At 34.8% G+C, this 24,198-nt stretch carries 11 protein-coding genes; all 11 read right to left on the reverse strand.

The window, feature by feature from the left end:
- Position 1: 1 nt before the first annotated feature.
- Complete coding sequence (locus ABD935_RS12575) at positions 2 to 1,918, reverse strand: ulvan lysase-like protein (RefSeq protein WP_345192460.1); 1,917 nt, start codon at positions 1,916 to 1,918, stop codon at positions 2 to 4.
- 140 nt (positions 1,919 to 2,058) lie between these two features.
- Positions 2,059 to 3,600 carry a T9SS type A sorting domain-containing protein gene (locus ABD935_RS12580; RefSeq protein WP_345192461.1) on the reverse strand — a complete coding sequence of 514 codons (1,542 nt, stop codon included), beginning with the start codon at positions 3,598 to 3,600 and terminating at the stop codon, positions 2,059 to 2,061.
- A 172-nt stretch (positions 3,601 to 3,772) separates the two neighbouring features.
- Entirely contained in the window at positions 3,773 to 7,237 is a 3,465-nt protein-coding gene (locus ABD935_RS12585; RefSeq protein ID WP_345192462.1) for a glycosyl hydrolase, read from the reverse strand.
- 86 nt (positions 7,238 to 7,323) lie between these two features.
- Entirely contained in the window at positions 7,324 to 10,071 is a 2,748-nt protein-coding gene (locus ABD935_RS12590) for a family 78 glycoside hydrolase catalytic domain (RefSeq protein ID WP_345192463.1), read from the reverse strand.
- Positions 10,072 to 10,077: 6 nt separating this feature from the next.
- Positions 10,078 to 12,675, reverse strand: coding sequence for a glycoside hydrolase family 2 TIM barrel-domain containing protein (locus tag ABD935_RS12595; RefSeq protein ID WP_345192464.1), 2,598 nt, complete (start codon positions 12,673 to 12,675; stop codon positions 10,078 to 10,080).
- Positions 12,676 to 12,705: 30 nt separating this feature from the next.
- On the reverse strand, positions 12,706 to 14,448 hold the full coding sequence (locus ABD935_RS12600) for a sulfatase family protein (protein WP_345192465.1): 1,743 nt from the start codon (positions 14,446 to 14,448) through the stop codon (positions 12,706 to 12,708).
- A gap of 59 nt (positions 14,449 to 14,507) precedes the next feature.
- Entirely contained in the window at positions 14,508 to 17,144 is a 2,637-nt protein-coding gene (locus tag ABD935_RS12605) for a hypothetical protein (RefSeq protein ID WP_345192466.1), read from the reverse strand.
- A gap of 128 nt (positions 17,145 to 17,272) precedes the next feature.
- Positions 17,273 to 18,400, reverse strand: a complete 1,128-nt coding sequence (locus ABD935_RS12610; protein WP_345192467.1) for a glycoside hydrolase family 88/105 protein — start codon at positions 18,398 to 18,400, stop codon at positions 17,273 to 17,275.
- 5 nt (positions 18,401 to 18,405) lie between these two features.
- On the reverse strand, positions 18,406 to 20,670 hold the full coding sequence (locus tag ABD935_RS12615; RefSeq protein WP_345192468.1) for a glycoside hydrolase family 3 N-terminal domain-containing protein: 2,265 nt from the start codon (positions 20,668 to 20,670) through the stop codon (positions 18,406 to 18,408).
- A 24-nt stretch (positions 20,671 to 20,694) separates the two neighbouring features.
- Positions 20,695 to 22,038 (reverse strand): family 43 glycosylhydrolase, encoded by a 1,344-nt coding sequence (locus tag ABD935_RS12620; RefSeq protein WP_345192469.1) that lies wholly within the window; start codon positions 22,036 to 22,038, stop codon positions 20,695 to 20,697.
- A gap of 298 nt (positions 22,039 to 22,336) precedes the next feature.
- A complete protein-coding gene (locus tag ABD935_RS12625; RefSeq protein ID WP_345192470.1) occupies positions 22,337 to 24,190 on the reverse strand; it encodes a DUF5060 domain-containing protein in 1,854 nt (617 codons plus the stop codon).
- Positions 24,191 to 24,198: the final 8 nt, after the last annotated feature.

The raw sequence follows: 24,198 nt of genomic DNA on the forward strand, positions 1-24,198 counted from the left end.
ATTAACTTACGGTTATTATTAACACCAACTCATCTATATCCTCTTGAAAATATGCCTCTAAAGGTATGGCCTCAACCCCTGGCACCATATTAAACAGTCTAGCTCCCGAAATATCTTTTTGTTTTAAAGGCACGTTAGCTTTTATAGTTACGAGCCCTTCTGGCTTTTGAATGGTTATTTCATTGTCACTTAGCCTATTCACCGTTTCTCCTGTTGGAGATATTATTGGTAAAACAAATGCGGTTTCTTCTGAAATATTTTGATTAGTTTTCACTTGAATTTCCATCGCTTCCGCGGAACAGATATAGCTCACATCAAACTCTGAAGCTGTATCTGAAACGACTTCTCTTGCTTCATTTTTAAGTTTTACATTCGATTTCAACTCAAGCTTACCTTTTTCATCTGTCGATTCTATATTTGCCGTTAAATCATATAAATTGGTGTACCATTCATCATTTTTAAACGTTTCTATACGAGGCGTTAATGCAATATCTTTTCCGGGTTGGGATTGTTGATTATACTCCTCTACCATATGGTAAACAGCCATACTTGCTGCACATAACAAGCCCACTTTATTGTGAAATAAAACACCTAAAGCCCCGCCTGTAGCTTGCCTAAAATCATATTTATAATGGTATTCTCCATCGTATGCACTTACAGTACCTCTCCAATCTCCTCTAGCAAACAACGATACATCTAAATCTTTAAAATGTTTTACACCATCAGCCTCGGCTCTGGGAAGCGCTGTATTTTTATTTATCTCTGGTAGGTGCTCCCAATGGTCTAACATGGCAGCCAAGGGTTTGGCATGTGCAAAGGTATGGTGTACACAAGGTTTTATGCCTGCAGACATATAATGAGGCCCGCCATGAATTAATCCATCTGCTGTACACCGTTGTAATAATTCTGTATTTATTACGGCGGCAGTTCCAAATGCAGGATTTATATGAGCCATCATTCCAAATGCTGGTTGACTGCCATCACAAGTTCGACTTCCCCAGTAACTCCATTTATACATACGGTTACCCCAACTATTATCCCAAGCGCCATCTGGAAGCATAAATTCTAAATGACTGTTTAAAGATTTTGTTACAAGCTGTAACAATTCTTCATCTTTCTCTTTTAAGGCATACATCACGATGCTATTTAAAGATTCCTCTACATTATATCCTAAATCAACACCATGCAAGCCTTTGGCACTTAATTTACTTGAACTCTTTTTACATTCTCCAAACAAAAAACCCTCATTCTTAGTAAAATAAGACTTCACTCCATCTGCCAATGCTCTACTTTTAACTTTAAATTCATCATTATTTAAAACATCTCCTATCAAGTTGAGTCCATAAATGGCGGTGGCTCCGTAATTGATATTTGTAAAAGAAATTGTGAATGTATCGTAAATATATTGCCCCGCTTTACCCAAACGTTCCAGCCAAGATTCATGGGTAGCTTCATCTAAAACATGACCATGATAATGCAAGGCTTCTGCCAAAGCTATCGCTCCAAAAATGGTAATCCCTTTCCATGATTTTGGATTTGGAATTACTGTCCACGCTCCATTTTCTTGAGAGACATTATTTTCTGCCCAAGTCATTACTAACTTAGCCGCTTCAATATATTTTTTATCGCCCGATACATCTGCCATGTATAAAAATGGATACACCGCATCCATACACCGCCCGTGAATATGAGAACACGACGGACAATCTAAAGCACCATGTTCTTCCAAATTAGAAGGTTTGTTAATTTGAACTTTTATCATCCCATCGCACCAATCTTTTAAAAGTCCAGAAATCAAATTTTTGAATTCCAGAGAGTGTTCTGGATGCTGAGCACAAGCGCTAAATACGCCTGATAGTGGAAGTGACATTCCTAGTCCTGCTAGTGTTGAAAGTTGAATAAAATCACGTCTTTTCATCTATTGCGATGTATTAATATTAGTATCCTGTGAAAAGTATTAAGATTTCATATAAAAACTGTCCTGTTTTGTCCTGTATTATTTCAAAAAAAAAGCCAGAACACATGTTCTGGCTTTTTTATGAATAGTTTAAGTGTCTCTTATTTCATCACAAGTCTCGTATGATATACTTTATTAGTATTATCAATAACTTTAATGAGATAAACCCCTGACTTAAATCGGCCCTTATTATTTATTTGAATATTTTTACCTGTTGATTGACTTTCAAAAATAGTCTTCCCTAAAACATCAAATATTTTAACTTTTACATCAACTAATTTTTTTAATCCTATGGTAAAATTATCATTTGCAGGGTTAGGAAAAACTCTTACTGCAGAAGACAACAGCTCGTTTTTATCTAAACTAAGAGACTCACTCGTTGGAATAGCTTCCCATACACTTCTATCATCAGTTTCCAGGACATTATCCTTGTGATAAACATTCCCATCTGTTTCATGGTACAAGTATCTGCCAAATCGAGATTCAAACCTATAAGTATCATTGGAATCGTTATAATGTAACGTCCAAGTTTTATCCGTATCAGATGCAGGAGCTGCTTTACCAGTACTTACCGCAAGAAAAGGATCAGATCCTACCGCACGAAGTATCCCAACAGTTTCACTGTCTATATTAAAATAAGCGCCACTTTCTACAAAAGTCCAATGTGTGTTTGTCGGTTCTCCTGAATCGGTCATAGTAGTCGGTGTAGCACTGTTTCCTACAGCTGTTAAGAATTTACCTGTAGCTACATTTCGCAATCTGTAAATATCATCAGACGGACCTGAACCACCATTATCAACAACCTCTGCCTTCTGGTACGTGGTATTTGCCCATCTAATTTGAGCCCTACCACCTTTAACTCGATATGCGCCATATCTAATCTTAGATTCTGTGCCTCTTTCTGGTTCTGGAATGTTCCAATCATAGTCTGTTCCTCCAATTTTCGCATTACAATAATGAATTTTCTTCGTGGCATCATTTGGATCTTCTGCAAAACCTACTTCCAGCTCAAAGCTCGTTTCCTGATCTTTATCTACGTTTGTTAGGAAAACGACTTCCCTTCCACTGCCTGATCCGCCACGAATCAAGATACGCTCGGCATAAATATCGAACGACACTTGCTTATCTGCATCTGCACCAGTGCCATAAACGGGCTTAGCCAAATACAAGCAAATAGCTGGATCTGGAGAGCCACCACCACCTGTATGCTTTCCTTTGGCCTGTGCAATATAGGATCCATCTTGACTAAAAACACCGGCATCACCGACTTCAAGAATCCTAAAGGCTCCAATAAATCTTGCATAACTCCCTACACCTGTTTCACTAGACGGGCTTAATGAACGCTCTATTCTAGGTTGCAAAGTTGTATCAAACTTGTTAGAGCCGTCTGTAATATTGTATATACCCCAAGTATTTCCATACACATTACTTTCTTTGTAATTTGCGTAACAACTACGATCATCAATAGTTCCTATGTTAACAGGGTTTGGTAAATCATCTGACGTCCTAGTAGCATTTTCGCCATCTGGGTTACAAGTCGTGTAAGCACCTGTATCTTCATCAGGTGCTGTTTGCGCTATTAAAAAAAGTGAAAAGAGTGCAAAACCTAAAAATAATATTGATTTAAGAGTATTTTTTTTCATAGCTATAACTTAAAGTACTAATTTTTTTGAAAATTCTAAAATTTTAAGGAAAGATGCATCCTGAACTATCCTGAATTTGACAAAAAATCGACTTTTTTTGCATGAACGTTAGTTTTATCGACAAAAAACATCATAAGACAAAAGTCATTTAAAAACTTATAAATGATAACAACTAATTGATTGTTTTTAAAACAATTGGACCAATCAAACCAGAAGTCTCTAATTCGGTTTCGTCCTTTTTGGGCGGATTGGTAGTCCATGTTTTCTTTTCGCTTTTTAATCTGGTATTATCTAAAATCAATTGATTTCTCCATGTATTGGTAATCTTTACTTCAAAGGTATTCTCTCCTTTTCTTATAGTATTAGAAATATCAAATACAAAAGGCGGTGACCACTTTACTCCTATTCTAGTTCCATTGCACCAAAGTTCTGCTATATTGGCTACTTCTCCTAAATCTAAAACACTGTACTTACCTATTTCTTCTATATTGATTGTTTTGGAATAGGTAACTGTTCCTGAATAATGTTTTACAGCATTATTATTTAATTCTGTTAGCGATTTTAATTCAGGAATCTCAATAAAATTTGGCGTATCCCAACCTTTTTCAAACTGCAACTTCCAATTATTTTGGAGTGATTTTTCTTCAATGCTTATAGTTTTTTTGATATCATTTTCATTTTGATAAAAAACATAATCTCCTGAATTTGAAGCTATAAAATCATTACCTTTCCATACTATTTTTGGAAAATCATTGCTATTATGGATTTTAAACCATTCTATCTCAGCATTTAAAATAATGGCATCATTATAAGTTACTTTTGAAGCATAAGGTGTTTTATTTCCCTTGGAAAACACTACAATTGTACTTCCACTTGGCGCAAAAGATAATACAACATTTGTTCTATTATTAGATATATTCCAAACTTTTGCTTCTTGTTGTTCGCCATTAAAAGCATCCCATATTTGAGGATACACATCTTTCATTCTAAAACTCAAAGTAGCATCAATGGGCTTATCATTATTAGACGCTATAAAATAAATATGTGCATCTTCGGTTTCTCTGTGAATCCAATTAATATCTAAACCTTCTGGCACTATAACATCTTGTTCAATTTTCTCTTCTTGCAAAACAGCATCTAATGTTTTACCCCAATACACTTTACCCTTTCCAACCTGCTTAACACCACTGGCTTCCTTTCCCCATAACTCATTAGCTATTTTGGCTAGTTCTTTTAAATCATTCTCATCATCCATTAAACTTGGAGAGTCTTGAGGCTTGTCACCAAGTATTACAGCGCCTGCCAAAACCAATGCTTTTAGTTTTTTAGCAGTAGACAATAGCATATCTTTTGAATCTCTCAATGTGATAATGCGATAATCTCCTGCATTATCAACATGAATTTTACCGTTTTGAATACTGAGTTTATCTTGTAATATTTCGGCATTTAAATAATCAAAACGATACCCTTTTGGAAACTCATCTAAATCAAAAGGTGGACGATCAAAATGATCTCCATAATACCTAAGTACATCAGCCACATATTCGCCTTGTTGTAAAACGTATTGGTTTCTTGCTAAGTAATCTGTCCAATCTTTCATATAAGGCCACCAAGTTTGCTGGCGCACCAACGGAAACCCAATATTTCCGCCAAAACTAGACCCAGGGGACACATTGATCTGAGGTGTATGTGAAAAGGTATGGAATACCAAATGATTTATACCTTTGGCAAAATTATAATCAATTAAGTATTTTACAGAAAACGGATGCTCGTTCCATTTCACACCTACTTGAGTACAAGCTTCTGCTGCCAAAACTGGTTTATTATATAAGTGCACTGCAGATGCTGCATTATAAATTGGTTTTGCATATTCGTTTTGAGCTGATGGTGCTTTGGGATACCAAAACTCGGTCATTGGTACATCACTCACTCCATAATAACGCATAGGATCAATAGGTAACACTTCTCCACCAGCCCCTTCAGTATATACCTCAGCACCCATATCATGAGCCACCGTTGCAAAATGTTTGAAGAAGTTATCTATTAGTACTTCATCCATAGTATGACGTAAGTCTCTTAAGAATTTAGTTGTTGCCTCAGGGCTTTCAACAATATAGCCCATGGTAGCAGGTAAATAGTTTTTCATGCTATATCCTCTTCGGCTTTCAAATTCAGTAAACATATCTTCAGAATTCATAGTCCATGTAGGCACATGACTTTCCCAACTGTCAATTAATAATCCGTGTAGTTTACCGTCTCCAATAGGACCTCCGTCTTTAATTAAGTTACCTATCATCCCGTTACGCAAATGATTTTCAATAGTAACTTTATCTAACTTACTAGATTCCCAGCCTGTAGCTTCTGGAACTGCAGGTTTATTTGTTAATCGCATGTTTATATGTCCAAAACGTACCACAGTCCAATTACCTTCTGGTGTTTCCCAAGTTAACTTACCCTCAGCATTCATTTTATCTGTAAGGTCAATAATGGTATTGGATTTGATGAAAGTGTTTTCAGCATAATCATATTGTACCTCCTTTTGAAGTCGTCTTAGTACTTTAGCCGCTTTAGCCTCATGATTATGAAACTTAGGATTGGAACTTAAACGAATAAATTCTGGAGCAATAGTATGTTCCCCTTCAAAAGTAAATACAAATGTATTTGAAGTGGTTTCTGGAATAGCAAGAGTAAGGTGTTTTCTCCTATCATTCCAATTAGCATCAGGTAATTTTACAGTTGTTATTGTAGTTAATTTATCATTAATAAATGCTTCCATTTTAATAGCGACATTTACTTGAGGGTATTCTGATCCCATTATCATATGGCGCATTTGCGGAAATACAATAGAACGTAAGGTAACCGCTTTATTAAAGGTTGCTTTAACCCAAGTATTCTCTTCGTCTACTTTTGAAACACCTTGGTTTCTGTATGCTTTTAAGGGTTTATCTAACTGCGTGGCTTTACGAGTTACTATAATTTTTGAATTGGGGTTGAAGATGTCTTCCCATGGCACCAAAGGATTATTCGTTTCTACTTCAGATGGATTAAAAGGCTCAATATCATCGCCCTCTGGTGTAGGAAAAGCCAAAAGCTGAATATCTTTATAATTATAATCTGGTGTATGGTATAATGAGTCTAACGGAAGACTTTCATCAAAGGTTTTTCCACCCTGCACTCTATAAACGGTTTCTACCATTTCACGTTGTGCCTCTTCAACCGGAACCCATGGTCCGCCTGTCATAGACCAGCCTGGGCAATTTTGCATAGTAAATTTCAATCCTAAGCGTTTGCATTCATCTGCTGCATGGCGAATCATATCCTCCCATTCGGGAGATAAAATTTTAATAGGATCCACATTTGGATAGAGTTTACCTGATTTATTAAATAAATGGATGCCTTGTAGACCTGCTGCTTTTATAGCTTCTAAATCAAGGGTTAAACCTTCTTTACTAATATTATTTCCGTTAAGATGAAACCATGTTTCTGGACGATACTGTGTTTCTGGATTCTTAAAACCTTCTTGTAAATCTGCAACATTTATTGAAGAATTTTCAAGAATTTCATCACTGGTTTTACTAGAATTACAGGCAAAAAAAGTGATTTGTATGATAAAAATAAAAATATTTAGATAACGCATTGTAATTTATTTAAAGTTGATATTTAATTTGTATTTAATTGATTTAAATCTCTGAACCGGGATCTAAATCATGATATTTCACTTGGTTAAAGATTTACTACATACTTAAAAGTTCCTGATTTTATAGTTTCTGTTTTAAAAGGCAAAATCACTTTAGCCTTGCAATTAGAAGGAATAACACCATAGTACTCATAAGTATTGTTGTTTATTTTTTTCCACTGCGCTTTTATTTCGCCATGTATGGAATTATAGCTTGCTTTCGCATAATCCATTGATTCTATAAAATTAGGTTTTAATATGATGTTCTGAAAGCCAGGTTTAGAAGTATCAACATTAATACCCGCTACATGACGGTAAAAGAAATTATCTACAACACCCATAAAATGATGCATGTCTGAAGACGTAAATTTGTACCCTTCTGGCAATGTGGTAGCACCTTCTTTAATCATCCAACCAAATGATGGCCATTCTTCGTTAACCACAACTTTATGCATCACATCTGCATAGCCGTTTTTAGGTAAATATTCAAAGGCGGAATGTATAGAAAATATCCCTCCCCATAGGTGATAATCTTTTTCTTTAACTATATTATCTAAAACCTTTTTCTCCAATTGCGCTCGATACTTTTCTGGCACAATATCATAATTAAGTGCCAAAATATTTACAACAGGTAAAAACTCTGGGAATGGTTTTAACCCTGAATATTCTACTTTTTCTGTATCAAATGCGTATTTTTGAATACCTTGATGTATACGTTTGAGTTGTTTTTCTAAACGTTTTTTGTCTTTGTTTTTTCCTAGCTTATCTGCCATATAAGTCAAACGCTTTAATACCAAATAAAAGTTCATAGAGCCAATGACTTCATTTCCTCCTGGCTTTCCTCCACCTCTATAAGTTGCATCATAGGGCGGTACCCAATCGTTATATATTTCAGAAAACATGCCGTCTTTTACTTTAGAATTGTTGTTTTCCCAAGAGTAATTAACCCAACGCATCATATTTTCCCAATAATTCTCAAACAATCTTGTATCTCCGTAATATTGATACATATACCAAGGGATGTGTACCCCGGCAGAGGACCATAAGGTCGATTTTCCTTTTCTGTAATTATTGGCAGGTGCAATAGGACTTAAAGCGCCTTCCGTAGTTTGGGTATCAAAAATATCTCGTGTAAATTTGGTCATTAATGCAGCCAAATCGTAATTAGCCATACCAAATTCTACACCAGTTACAGCTTCGCCTAACCAACCGTTTTTTTCACGGTTTGGACAATCTGTAACAATACTATGCAAATTAAAAATTAGCGATTTTCGACAAATATGGTGCACAGCATCTACCGTTTTGTCTGAAGATTCAAATGTACCCACCTGTGGTACATCTGAATGTACAAACTTTACCTCTACATCCTCTTTGGTTATTTTTGTGTTATAGCCTTTTACTTGCACATAACGGTAGCCTTTATACGAAAAACGGCATTCAGCAAATTCTTCAGCTTCCCCCTTAGCGATGTATGCCATTTGCTGTAACCGTCCTGGTTGCCCACTTGAAGTTGGGTCTAGATGTTCGCCGTAATAAATGGTAACCTGTTGTCCTTTTTCTAGATTTTTTAATCGTAAACGTATCCATCCAGCACTGTTTGTTCCTGTATCAATCCATTGGCCATAACTACCCTTGCGTTTAATATTTACAGGTTGAAGTGTTTTGGTTACACGAATGGGTTGACACATTTGCGATACAACTTCTCCACCAGGATGTGGTGCAGTATTTACAGTATCCCAAGAGGCATCATTAAAACTGGCTATATTCCAATTTTCAATTTCTTTTCGGGCATCGTAAATTTCACCCATGTGAGGACCGTCATAAATAATGGGGCCTCCTGTAACTTTCCAAGATAAATCGCTAATTACATTTTCTTCAGTACCATCTTCATACAATACTTTAATTAAACATAACAATTTCGGCTGACCAACATAACCATCTTTTTTATAAAAACCCCAATGGTCGTAAGCCAATTGCCCATAAAACCCTCTACCCAACATAACACCTGCTAAATTATCTCCATATTGAATTTGTTCTGTAATATCGTGTGTGGCATATAGAATTGTTTTTCTATAATCCGTCCACCCTGGGTCTAAAACCTGAGTTCCTATACGTTTTCCATTAATAAATAATTCATAATACCCCAACCCACTAATGTAAGCTTTAGCCTGTTTTATCTTTTTACTCACTTTAAAAGACTTTCTTAATAATGGCGAAGCATCATATGGGTTTTGATGATGAAAGTGATAACGTTCAAACATACTCATGCTGGCCCCAAATAAACTTGGTAATTGAAACTGTAAAGCCTGAGATTCTATATCTTTTCTTTCCCACCATTCTTTATACCATTGCTCTTGTGGTTTCCAAGCAATCCATTGCGCGTCTTTCCAATCTTCTTTTTCGAATAAACCTGTAGAAAATGTTGCTGTTTTACTCCAACTTGGTGTATTGTTTTTATCCCAAACCTTTACTTTCCAATAATAATGTGTTGCTGGCTGTAAAGGTTTGCCCTTATACACTATTTGAGTGGTTTGAGAACTTTTTACTTTTTTTGAATTGTAAATATCTCCAATGTTGTTTTCTATATTGTACTTTGACGTGGCTACAATAAGTTGATAGGCCTTTTGAAATTGGCCGTCTTCATCAGATTTTAACTTCCAAAAAAACCTTGGCTTTTTAACATCGACACCTTCTGGATTATCACGATATTCCAACTTTAGGTCGTAAGGCTCTACTTGGGAAAAACACAAGAAACCAAACATTAACAATAAACAAACTAGAATATTCTTACTCATTTCTATTTAGTTTACCCTTCTCAACTTTATACCACTAAGCCTGGTTTTCCCTTTTCTAGCATTAAAGTCTACGGTAACACCTTTATCATCTTCAACTGTAATTAAAAAACGCTTGAAAATACCACGGTCATTTCCGTATTCCTGTTTTAGATTTAGATTACTCCAAAGCGTTTTACCATTAACACTAATATCCATTACGTTATCTTCTTTTGTTTTTAACTCTGCTAAGAGTAAAGACAATTCATATGTGCCATTAGGGACATCAAACTTATAGGCTTCAATGCCAATGCGTTGTGTTTGATAAATTGGGTCATTTTCAGTGCCTTTTACACTAACATCTACTCCAATATTATTTCTACGTTTGCTTTTAAATCTTAAAAAATCGCCTCCAACATACCCAAAACCACCTTTTTCATAGGCTTGATCTGGCATCCATAAGTAGTCTACGTTATCCGTTTCAATAAAATAACAGAATGATCCCACATTAATAGCTATCTCTTTAAAAGGATTGGTTTCACTTTTTAAGTTTTTAGGCTGAAGTGTAAATTCGATGTTTGCAAAATCTTTACTAGTTTTACCATCTTTTTCAGAAATCACTTCAATTAAGTTTTGTCCTTGTTCAAACGGTACATTGAATGTTGCAGTTGCAAAATCAAAATTTTGTTTTCCAACAGAGTTACCATTTACCAATAATTCCACTTCATCTCCATTACCTACAACAGTAATAGGTTGTGTTGCAGAATTTCCAGCTACAACATCTGCAATACCAGCTCTTTTTTTCCAGCCTTTAGACGCTATCGCTATAAAAGGTGTATCGTTTAATAATGCTTGGTATAAATAATAAGCATCTTTCTTCTTTCTATCTGAAGTAACCAAACCTTTGTTATTGATATGTGGCACGGCATCTTTACGATGTTCTACCTGAAAATCTGCATAGTTCCATACGTTTGCTCCTACAATTTCAGGAATATCCAAAATCGCTTTCATGTAAGCTTTGTGCAATAGAAATTGGTAATCTACACTAAAATCAAATCGTGTAGGATTGTAGGTTCTTAATCTTGGATCTGCACCTCCTCCATATTCACTTAGGATGAATGGTTTGTCAGGATCAATTGCTAAGCTACGTTCAACCAAACTTCTTAAATTCTTGTCAATATCTTCTAACTCTTCAATATACCAACCATAGTATTTATTGTACCCTACAATTTCTGTAAATCGAATTCCTAATTTATCTTGATACGCTGGTTCTCTAAAAAAAACTGTGTAAGAATATCTTGTTTCATCTTCTTCTTTGATCGTTTTTGCTAAAGCTTCGTGCGTACTTACAAAGTGTTTTGTATACGCTTCTCCTAACTTATCAGGAGCTTTCATAGTAGTTTCATTTCCTAAATTCCAAGCTACAATAGAAGGGTTATTATAATTAAAACGAATGGCTTCTTTCAGCATATTAATTGTGTTTTGCTTCCCTGCTTCATTTGCAGCTGCTTTGTCTACAAAAGGAATTTCTAAAGTAGCCACAAACCCCATTTTATTACACATTTCTAATATTGCTGGATCCTGCGGATAATGTGCTATACGTAGAAAGTTAGACCCCATTTCTTTTAACAGTTTCATGTCGTTTCTATGCACCTCATCACTAACTGCATTGGCTTTTCCGTAAAAATCTTGGTGTCTACATGTACCAATCAATTTGGTTTGCTTGCCATTGATAAAAAATCCTTCTTTTGGATCAAAACTGAACCATCTAAAACCTACAACATTTTCAAGTCTATCTAAAATATTGCCTTTTTTATCCACCACTTCTGAAACCAATTTATATAAATATGGATTTTCTGGCGACCATAGATTTGGATTGGCTATTGAAAATTCACTAAACACATCTTTCCCAAAAGATGATTTAGATGTTACCTCTTTTACTAAATTATTTTTGGCGTCATACAAAGATTGCTTTACATAGTACGTTCCTTTTTTTGGTCTCACTAGTTTTGCCTGAACAGAAACTTTTGCAGAAGCATTAGAAACCTCAGGCGTTCTAATAAAAATAGCGTTAGCACCAACATTAGCAATTTCAAAATGTACTGGTTTCGTTATGATTAACTGAATATCGCGATAAATGCCTCCATAAAACGAAAAGTCTGCTGCTTGTGGAACAATTTCGTCGTTATGGGCATTATCTACTTTTACGGTAATTTCATTTTTACCTGCTTTTAGTGCAGAAGTAATATCTCTTGCAAATGTGGTGTAACCTCCAATATGGTCTTCACCCACTGGCTTTCCGTTCACGAAGAGTGATGTGACTTGATTTGCCGCTTCAAATAGTAAAAACACTTGTTGATTTTCGTACACTTGAGGTATAGTAAACGTTTTTTTATACCAACCTTCTCCACGATAATAACCATCTTCATCATCTAATATATCTTCGGTATTCCATGAATGCGGAATGGTAACATTTTCCCAAACAACAGTCTCATCTGTATTGAAAGGTGTCTCCAAACTACCTTTGTAAAAATACCAAGCTTCGTTTATGGTTTCTATATGCCTTATTTGTTGGGCATAATTAGATATTGTAACCAGTAACACGACTAGTGATAGTAGTTTTTTCATTTTACTTGAATTACTTTTTTTTAAATGATATTAATTAAATTGAACAACTTCGCTTGGAACGAATCCTATACGATGTGCTTTTACAATTAACTTAGAGTCTTCGGGTAATTGAATAGCTCCTTGATAACCCTCCCACGATTCAGGTGTTTTTCCATCTGTACCAATAATTTTGTAACCTATGGAAGCTCCTTCAGTTTCACAAGTTACTTTCACTAGGCCATTTTCAGAAGTTATAATGGGTTGTGATGTTACAGGTTGGGTGCCTTTACCAGACCATAATTTTTCAATTAATTTAGCCTCATCCAGATTTGGTTGGTCTTCAATCTCTGTAAGCCATCTATCCATTTCGCCACTTAATTCATTTAGTTTTTCTTGATATTCTGGTTTATCTGCTAAATTATTTAACTCAAAAGGATCAGCCTTACAATCAAATAATTCTTCCTTGGGTTTTTGTTCCCTAAACCACTGCATCTGAATATCATTTAATTTACCTTCTTCTTTCAGTCTTAATAACTCCTGCATGGTTGGTATTCTTTCCCTGTATACAATAGGCAAATAATACCCTTGTTGTGGTCTATAGTTTCGAATATACTTGTATTGATTATCTCTTACAGCTCTTATCGCATCGGTAAACCCATCAAACCTATCTGCTGCTCCATGAATGTATGTGCGATTTTCAGCTTTATATTTACCTAAAAAAGCTTGCCCCTGCATATACGGTTTTGGTGCTTCACCAATAAGAGATAATAAGGTTGGTGCAAAATCAACAAAACTTATCAATTGATTGTCTTTTGTTCCTGAATGCATTTTCTTAGGAAAACGAATAATCATAGGTGTATTTAATCCTGAATCGTAGATTAATCTTTTTTCTCTTGGTAAAGGGCCACCATGATCTCCATAGAAAAAGATAATAGTATTATCTAATAAACCATCGTCTTCAAGCTGTTTTAACACCGCACCAACTTGATGATCCATTTCGCCTATATTATTATACAACTTCCACATGTCTCGACGTGTTTTATCTGTATCAGGTAAATATGGTGGAATATCAAATTTGGTATCCTTTGGAAGATGAACTGGTGTTTCTGCTTCGGTCATTCTATTATTAGCATGAGACGCTCCTTTATTCTTCCAGTTATAGTCTCTGTCTCCGGCATGGTAAAGCCTAGTTTCAATCTCTCGGAATCCGTAAGGCTCAAACAATCCAGATTCATGGGTATCGGTAAAATTAATTACTGAAAAGAAGGGTTGATTTTCGGCCCTATTTCTCCAATGCGCATATGGGCTGCTTTCATCCCAAGCCGTAACTGGTGCTTTAAATTGATAATCTTCTTTATAATTATTGGTACAGTAATACCCTGCACGACGTAACCATTCACTTATCATTTTAACTTCAAAAGGAGGAACCGCTTCATAAGCTGGCATGCCTCTTTCTTTGGTATAAGAATTGACACGCATATGATTAGCGCCAATACTAGAGGGATACATTCCTGTAGCAATCGCTGCTCTACTTGGCGCACAAACACCTGATGTAGAATATAGATTTGGATAGATAACACCTTCAGTAGCCAACTTACTTAAATTAGGAGTTGTTACGGTTGAATCTCCAAACGGCGGAATATAAGCCCCCATATCTTCGGTTACCAGCCATAAAATATTTGGAAGTTCTGGTAATTCTAAAACGGTTTCTACGTCTATTTTCGTGTCCTTGTTTTTTGTTTGGCAGCTTGTTACTAACAAACATACTAGTAAAATTATTTTTAAAATTCTCATATTTTTATGCATTCAATAAAAGGTTATTTAGTTTAGTGTCAATATTTTTTTAAAATCTATTATTCAATTTCAATAGTGTAATAAGGCGCATTATACTTTTTATTAAATACGCCTGGGTATACAACCACCTCTTCGTTGTTTTTAATAGAAGTAAAATAAAGAAGTAAATCAAAATCTGGATTAAGGTTTTCTATAGGTATCTGAGCAACGTAATCACTCCCATTCCAAGTCATTTTTTGTTTATTAAATACACCCAATGTCATATCAGCCATTCTATAATGCACTCTCGGGGTTTGGGATTCTTTAGTAAACTTATCATTCTTAAAAATTACTTGTAAAGTATCTTTTAATTTAATTGTATTTGGAACAACCGCATCAAAACCATTACTGAATGATATACTGGTTTTTCCAAATTCAAACGTTTCGCCTGGTATCAAAATTTGTTTTGACTTTCCATTTATTTCATTAAGGCTATCTAAGTCTTTTTCTATTTCGGTTAACCTATCTTTCCAAGTACCATTGTCATGCAGAAAACGTGGAGATGAGTAGTAAATTTTGTTTGTGGCATTTACAATAACTCCCCAACTTAACTTTGCCTTTTCTAAATGCAGAATACTTAAACGCAAATATTCCTTATTTCTTGTTTCCTTAAAAAACACATAATTCAGAGATGCCATGATTTTTTCGGCATGATACATTGAAAGTGCTGATGTTATTTTTAAATCTAAAATATTGGTTTTGTATTCTTTTTGAAATTGCTTTGGAATATCTTCCTCTTTTATTGATAGAACATTTTCTGATATGTCATCAGCTAATTTTTTATAATAATCTGCTAATTGAATTGGCGTTATCTTAGGCTGCACAGTATTACTTAATACATCCTTTACATAATCATTAATTATATAAAACATTCCAGGGTCACCTGGCTCTGCAGATTGATATGTTCTACTTTTTGCTTTATGAAGTGGGTTTGTATTGTGAGCATTAAAAAGAGCTCCGCCACTATCCATTTCTGCCCAATTATAGTTGGCTGGATGATTGGTAAGATGAGATGAAGTTATTAATGGCAATACTTTGCCTGCTGCCGAATATGCGTCTAACATTACTTGGTACGCATTACCGTAATGTTCTCTGAATGCTCTTTGCCACACTTCAGGATTGGTTTTTGCGGAATAGCCTAGTCTTCCAAATAGTCTATACCAAGCCCAGTAACGTTGGTCTTCCCATTGATAATACACTATTGATTTATCTGAAAAAAGGGGCCATGTATTATCCTTTCTAGCCATAGGCGGTGTAACTTGAAAGCCTTTACTATCACCAAAACTTGTGGAATGTGAAAATCGTTTTACATAATCTGGATCTGCCCAAGTAAATATTCTTGTAGTACCAATGCCCCATAAACGATAAATAAAATCAAAATTGCGCGATTCGTTTAAAAAATCGGCATACCCATAACGTTGCCGTTTATCCACATTATTTATTAAATCTAATTCTCCTTTCCGCATTTGCAGTGGATGATAAGGAAGCCCTACACCTTCCCATGTATATTTACTTGTTACAGAATAATTAATTTTGGTTTTAGTTACCCATTCACGTATTTTATGTGTTAAGCCTTTTGCTCTAATATCTAAAAATAGTTGTCCATTTCTATCTTCATGGGCTTTTGCTACGGCATAAATTATTTCTTTCCAAAATTCATCTGCTGTATTGCCAAAACCTCCAACTCCAGACTCATAATTAACACGAAGCTGAATACCATCAATTTCAGGCACTCTTTTTAATAATTCTCGCATGCCTTTAGAACAATACTCAGTATACTGATTTGCGTTTTCTGGCAACCCGTCGATAAGACTTTCACTTCTGCCATGACCCCAAATTCCGAATACAAACTCAAGTCCATAATTATGACTTATCTTACCTATTCTTCTAAGCTGATTTGTATATGTTTCTGGTGTTTTTGTTAATTTTTTTTTGAGCGTTATGTTTTCAAAACCTGGAACTTGAAAAAAATAAGGATAAACAGGTATCATAAAATCTTCATTTTTTCCATCATTATAACCTGTAATGAGTGTTAACCTATTAAAACGGTTTTTTGCTAATTGCTGAATATAATACTGCCAAAATTCTTCAGAAAAGAACCATTCGTCATCGTTTTCATCTTTAATAAAACGATCTAAACCTCGCACTTTATTATCTGGAAATTCCAAAGTGTTTTTTAAATTAATCAAAGCAGACAATCCTTTGTCTTTTATCTGTTCAGATATTTCATTAAAGGCATACATTGTCCCCTTAAAATCTGTACCTCCTATTACTAGAGCTTTACTGGTATCTACATCAACCCACTGATAAAATACACTTTCGGGTTTATCATTTAAACTATTTAACTTATCAGCCAGTAAACTCTTTACTAAACTATCTTGTATAGATCCTAAAACCAAAAACACTTTGCTACTTAACCCAGACCATACTTCGGTTTTCGAAATATTTACTTCTGTTGCTTTAAGTGCATTAAAAAACTCATTTTTACCAAAAGCAATGGGATTATTAGCATCATTTGAGCCAACTGTTCTGTCAATAATTATTATTTCGTTATTTGTAACAAGCTGCTCATGGCTTAATGTTTGACCATAAACAAAAGGAATTGCAAAGAGATAAAGACTCAGCGAATAATAAAAAGCTTTGAACCCCTTTGTCATGCTATTTATATTGATTGAAATTAAGTTTACACTTTAATTCTTAGAAGTATAAACTTAACTTTTTTAAATAAAAAAAGAAGACCAAATGAGCATAATCACCTAACCTTCTTTCTTGTATAATTTTATTTCTATTTTAATTTTAAAATCTCACTACCTGCCATTAAAAAGGCACCTGTACCAAAGTTTTGCCAAGAATCGGCTGATGCTGGTTCTGGGAAGGCTCCAATATTTTGAACCCATCCTACGCGACCATCTTCGTGTTGACAATTTGCTATAGCATTCCACGCTTTCTTAACTGCTGATGTATGCTTTTTATCAACTAGACCGTTATTAATACCCCAAGCCAAAGCAAAGGTGTGAAAACCACTCCCACTTACTTCTCCATGGTCATAAGATTCTGGAGACAGTAAACTTGTTCTCCATAATCCATCTTCTGGTTGAATTTCTAACATTTTTTTAGCCATTTCTTTGTATAGTTTTTCATAAAACGGACGGTGTTCGTAATCTTCTGGCATATCATCTAAAATCAAAGCTAAACCAGCTATAACCCAACCATTTCCTCTAGACCAAAATACTTTCTTACCATTTGGCTCTTTGGTGTCTTTATCGTTCCCTTGCCAAACAAAACGCATATCTCTGGCAAATAACTGCTCTTCTTCATCATAAAGCTGGTTATATGTTTCCATATAAAATTTATGCATCTCATCTAAATATTTAGGCTGATTCGTATGTTTTGCATACAAATTAAGTACAGGAGGCGCCATAAATAAAGCATCACACCACCACCATAAAATGGTTTTACCTTCTTTACTTTTATCAGTTCCTGCTTTCCAATTATCATCTTCGTATAAATGTGCATCTAAAAACTTTTTTGTAGATTCTAAATCCACAAAATTCTTACGACCTCCATTGGCATCAATATACAAGTAACTGTATGAGATAGCTACATCATCAGCATGATGTAAACGCTTATAAGTTTCCCAATTATTCCAATAACCTTGGTTTTTTAAAGCTGCCATATACATCATATCTCGCGTAGTTTTATGTGCTCTAGCAACACCCGTATAATAGGCTCCTGCTGTCCAATCTGTTGGGGCTATGGCAAAAATAGGATGCGCTTCTTGCCATTCTAGCGCTTTTATCATAGATGCTTTTACACTAGTTTTATCAATAGTTTGAGTATCTGTTACTTTTTGAGCTGTTGAACAATTAAATAACAATACAACTGCTAACAGTGTTAAAATGGTTCTATTCATGATGTCTATTTTTTAAGTTTAAATGTAGTTTCTAAATAGTCTTTTGAAGAGGTTCCTAGCATCACGGTATAATCGCCTGCTTCTAAAACTTTCTCCATTTTGATGCCTGTGAATTCAAGCATTTTAGGTGTAATCTTAAATGAAACGGTTTTGCTTTCTCCTGCATCTAATTCTATTTTCTCAAACCCTTTCAATTCTTTATCTGGTCTTGTAACTGAACCTATTTCGTCTTTAATATACATTTGTACCACCTCTTTGGCCTTTACACTGCCATTGTTAGTTACTTTTACGCTAACTTCCAACTCTGTATCCGTTGTCATTTCTGCATTTGAAATAGATATATCTGAATATTCAAAATCACCGTAACTCAAGCCGTGTCCAAAAGGATAGAGCGGCCCTTTTCCTAAGAATAAGTATTCTTTCTTATAATTGATCTCTTTCATACTATAATGAAATGGTATTTGACCAATAGATCTAGGAATTGTAACTGGAGATTTACCCGATGGCGAAACCTCTCCAAATATAATTCTTGCTGCAGACTCATCACCAAATTCACTTAAATCCCAAGTATCTAAAATAGCATCGGCTTGTTCTGAAATGACATTAATTGATAACGTTCTTCTATGCTTTAATACTACAATTACTGGTTTTCCTAAAGCTTTAACTCGTTCTATTAACTCATCTTGAGGTCCAACTGGATCAATAGTTGCACGATCTCCTAATGTACTACTACTAAAATAAGCTTCTTTTGAAGTATGCTCGTCACCTCCTAAAAACAAGATTGAAACATCTGCAGACTTAGCTTTATTAACCAAACTTTCTAAAGCTTTTGGATCTCTGTCTAAAAGTTCAGGAGCACCACCTTTTTGGTTTGTTAATTGAAATCCTTTTTCTGCTATAAATTTAACATTATTACCAGCAACAGCTTCAAACATCTCCTTTGTATTCTCTTTTAATAGAGGGCCTAATAATGCTACCTTTAATGACTTATCTTTCGATAGTGGTAAGGCATTATCTTCATTTTTTAATAAAATGATAGACTCCAAATCAGATTCTTTAGCCAATTCTAAAGACGACTCAGCTCTTACGCCTTTTTTAACTGCTTCAATATCAATGTAAGGATTATCAAATAGTCCTAAAATAAATTTTGTTCTCAAAACACGTCTCACAGACCTATCTATTAGTTTTTCTAATTCTGGATTTTTCTTCACCATTTCAGGTAGATATGCATAAGAATCTTCAGCATATAAATCAATATCAATACCGGCTTCTAAACCCATTTGAGCCGCAGCCTCAGGAGACTCAGCTACATTCATAAAATAAAATAAACGCGCAATATCGTTTGAATCTGAAACCACATAACCTTCAAACCCCCATTGGTCACGAAGTACACCTGTAAGCAATTCTGGATTACCATGACTCGCAACCCCGTTTAAATCGCCATGTGATGCCATTATACCTAAAGTTTTTGCTTCTTTTACAGCTGCTTCAAATGGTGGATAAATTTCATCAATTAATGTTCTTTCAGATATCTCGATAGCAGCAAAATTAGAGCCTCCTAATACTTGCCCGTAACCCGCAAAGTGTTTTGCAACCGCACCTATGTGCGTGCCGTTTCCTAAACCTTCGTAATTTCCCTGAACACCCATTACTGCATTTTTAACCATCTGAGTTGTTAGGTATGTATCTTCTCCAAAAGCTTCACTCATACGACCAAAACGTGGATCTCGAACAACGTCTGCTTCAGGTGAATGACAGATATGCATCCCTCTTAATCTTGCTTCTCTACCAACAACATCCCACTGTCTTCTAACTAGTTCTGGATTAAATGATGCAGCCGATGTCATCGGGCGACCAAACTTAGTGCATCCTTCGGCATCTACACCGTTATAAGACTCCGTAACAAACAAAGCTGGAATACCCCATCGGTTATTTTCTATGATATACTTTTGAAGTTCGTTGTTTAATTTTGCGGCCGCAACAGCATCAATATGCTCTCCTGGGTTTTTGATTCCTGCAATACCTAATTTTAATTTTTCAATAACTTTGTCAGAAAGTTTCAATTTACCGTTCTCATCGGGTTTCGTTCCAATATTGGCATGAAAAATTCGCATTTGCGCCACTTTTTCTTCAAGAGACAACTTTGGTAATAAGGCCTCAACACGTTCATCAATGGATAAAGACGCATCTTTATAATCTTTAGAACTTGAGTCCTTATTATTGCATGACGCTAAAATTAATAGTACTGCTAAAAAAAGTAATTTCTTCATTAGTTTTTAAATATTTATTTAGTTTTAGTTTTTAAATTTAAATCGGTTTAATTTGAAAGATTCTCTCTTTACATTTTTAAACACAAAGCAAAGTGACTGATTCTCTTTTAAGTTTTTAGTTTTAAATTTTCTTTTTTGAAATGTGTAGATTTCATTTTTAGGCACTTCGCACGTAAATAATAACATACCTTTAGCATCATCTTCCCTAACTTCTATTTGTAAAGTTTCATTAGCTATGACTTCTAATTCTAAAGTAGATTTATCACTCAAATTCTTAACATTAGGATAAACCACGTAACTTAAGCTTTGGGTTGGTTTTATTGAAAACCCTCCTTTAGTATTTTCAACTTTAATTAAATTATTTGATTTGAAATAATCTTCAGCTTCAATACTAGCATTGGCATTATAATTACCTACGCCAACCCCATCAACCCTTATGGTTGCCATTTCACCGTTATCCTTATAGTGCACGTAGCTTATAAAGGCATCTCTAAAATATCTATTTCCTGTTTGACTGATGTCACAATAAATATAATACCATTGTTTATGCCACTCAAAAAAAGAACCATGGCGTCCTTGTAAAAAGCCATTTGGCCATGTAGGCGCATCATATCCTTCGGCAAAACTTTCTTCTTTTATTACAGTGTCCTTATAATCATAAGGTCCATAGAGATTATCAGACATAGCGTAAAAACAGCCCCAAGACAGATAATACTTGCCATTGTACTTATGAACAGACGGCTTATCATCTGTTGGCATTTTATTGTTATTTCCATCGGGATTATAAGGCCCTCTAGGGTTTTTAATTTCTATATTTTTTGGAGCCTCGGCCAAACTTATCATGTCATCATTTAGCTTAGCTATGTAATAATCCCAAACCCCAAATATGATATAGTGCTGACCGTTTTCTTCAAAAATAGCCATGTCGTATTCGTGGGTTGGAGTTAATTCTGAAGATAATAGTGGTTTCCCAAGAATATCTTTCCATGGACCAACTGGTGTATCTCCAACCACAACACCTGTTTGCTCGTTACCTTCAGAAAAATAAAAATAATACTTTCCATTTTTATGAGCCGCATCTGTTGCCCAACAACGTGAAAAATCTTTTCCAATATAGGTTTCTTTAGGATTAAGTACACTTCGTTGTGTCCAATTTACTAAATCAGGCGACGACCAAACCCACCAATCTTCCATAATAAACTTGTCGTTTTTAATGGATTTATCATGTGAAGCATACACATAAGCCGTATCATTAAATATATGAATATGCGGGTCGTTTAAACCCTTGTTGGGAACAATTGGATTTTGTGCATACACCAATACCATTACATTAAACAATATGATAATATTTACAATCCTTTTACACATATTTATATTCTTGCTGTAGTTAAATTATTTACAAATTATTTCACTCAAAACTGCCGATGTTGCTTGAGATAGTGATTTATCTGTTTTAAATAAAACCTAAATCAACAAAAGGCATGCCTTTTCAAAAAGAATTCATTTACAAATGCTAAAGATAAAATATGATAGCCTCAGACCTGTCCTGCACTGTACTGCATATTTGTCTGAATTTTTGAGTATGTTTTAGAATTCTCTCTTAATTATTATGAAGAAAAGACATTACATCATCTTAAATGATTTATAATGTGGAACCTAATTAGGATTATCTTTTTAGTTTCAATAAAATGACCCAATCTTTATCTGAATCTGACGGCGGAGTACCTAACTCAACAATTCCAGTAGCTGCAATTGAAGTAATAGAACCCTCTTTTAAATCTCCTCCATTTCTAGGGTCAAACCATTGGACTTTAAAAGATTTGTTTGATTTTCCTAGATTGAGTTTTAGTTTATCTGCGTTAGCTTCAGAATAAACAACATACACTTCACCCTCCTTTGCAAAACAATAAGATATATCATCGGTTGTCAAATTATCATTTGGTTCCATCTCCCAAAACGGGATATGGTTTTTAAAAAAGTGCAGTGCATGCCTGTTTTGATCCCAAAATAAATCGCGGCTTCTAAAATCTTGACAAGTTAAATCTGAATTAGGGCTAGCATATCCAAAATACCATTCTACACCGTAGCCTCCTGCCATAAGTGTTCCCCACAAGGCCCTACTTCTTGCGAAATTATGCTCTGGATCTTCATCATCTGGTAATAAAGCAATGTTGGCCTTACCAGGCTCATCAACGGCTAAAGCCCATTTTCTACCAGTAGCATTTGATTTGTTTCTCCATTTTAAAACTCTTGGATGTACATCATTAAACTCCGGGTGACTTAATTGAAGAGAAGCTCCTGTTAAGGGTGATTGATTACCAATAAATTCTGTAAACCTATCATCCTTATTTGGAAAGGTATGAATTACTAAATGATTTTTATAAGCATCTAAATTTGATACATAATTTGCTGCTTTTTTTACTTCTGCGATGGGCTGATTGTTTTCTTCACCTAAATTCCAGTTCATTGATAAATGGTGTCCAAATCTTGCGATAAGCTCTCTATAATACAACTTACCTTCAGTACCAAAAACACCTTTATCCATTAAATGGTCTGTTTCGGTTTCATGAGTTTTAAAATGAAGAAACATACCTTTTGTTTCGGCATATTCAAAAATGCGTTCCCATTGGTCTAATTTTGAAACGTCAAATCGTGTTTTATGAAACATGGTTTCCCAAGCTTCTTTATTCTTTTTAACACTTGCATAAGCTTCATATTCTTCTAATGGAACTTTTAATAAATGAGGAAATATATTTCTATCATCACCATCTACATTAAAAGTTAAAAATGAGAAAACATTGAGTTCTTCGCTGGCTAAATAATTTATAGCTCCCAAAAGATTTTTTCCTTTATTCTCTTGCCACACAAAGGGTGTAGCACTATCATCAAAATCTTTGGCGTGAGGTACCCAAGTTTTTTGAAAACCTAGAGCATTTGTAGACACATCAAAATCTGTATATGCTAATAAATTTTCTGGCGCGTCAACACCTAGTTTTATGAAATAATCTTGACTTTCGACATATTTCAAATAGGATTCGCCAACATATTCTAAACGCCCTTTGGCTCTGTTATCAATACCCGTTTTATCGGAACTAGAAATGGTAAATGTTCCCGTTTGTCCATCCATAAAACCTGCACTTGTCGCATCATTTGTAGTAACAGCAATAGCTATGTTTTTACCTTTTCTAAATGATACAGAACATGTCCATTCTCCTATTTCGTCGGGGGTAAAACGCACTTGCCAAACATTTCCTGAATCACCACTTGTTTCGGCTGCATTACCATCGGCAGCATAAAAGCCTGGAATTATAAATTCTTTTTCTCCTTTTTTAAAAGTAACATCCAACCTATAGTTTAAAAATAGATTATTTTCATCCATTTCATTTGTATCTGGACCTTCAAAATTTAAAGTAATTCTATGCCATTTTTTTAACTCACCATCAACCTTTACCTCTTTTTGTTGTTGACAAGAGCTTAGGAGTAAAAAAAACAATAGAGAGCAGGAGATATATTTGAGCATTATATCTT

Source organism: Algibacter agarivorans (genome assembly GCF_039543245.1).
Classification (GTDB): Bacteria; Bacteroidota; Bacteroidia; order Flavobacteriales; family Flavobacteriaceae; genus Algibacter_G; species Algibacter_G agarivorans.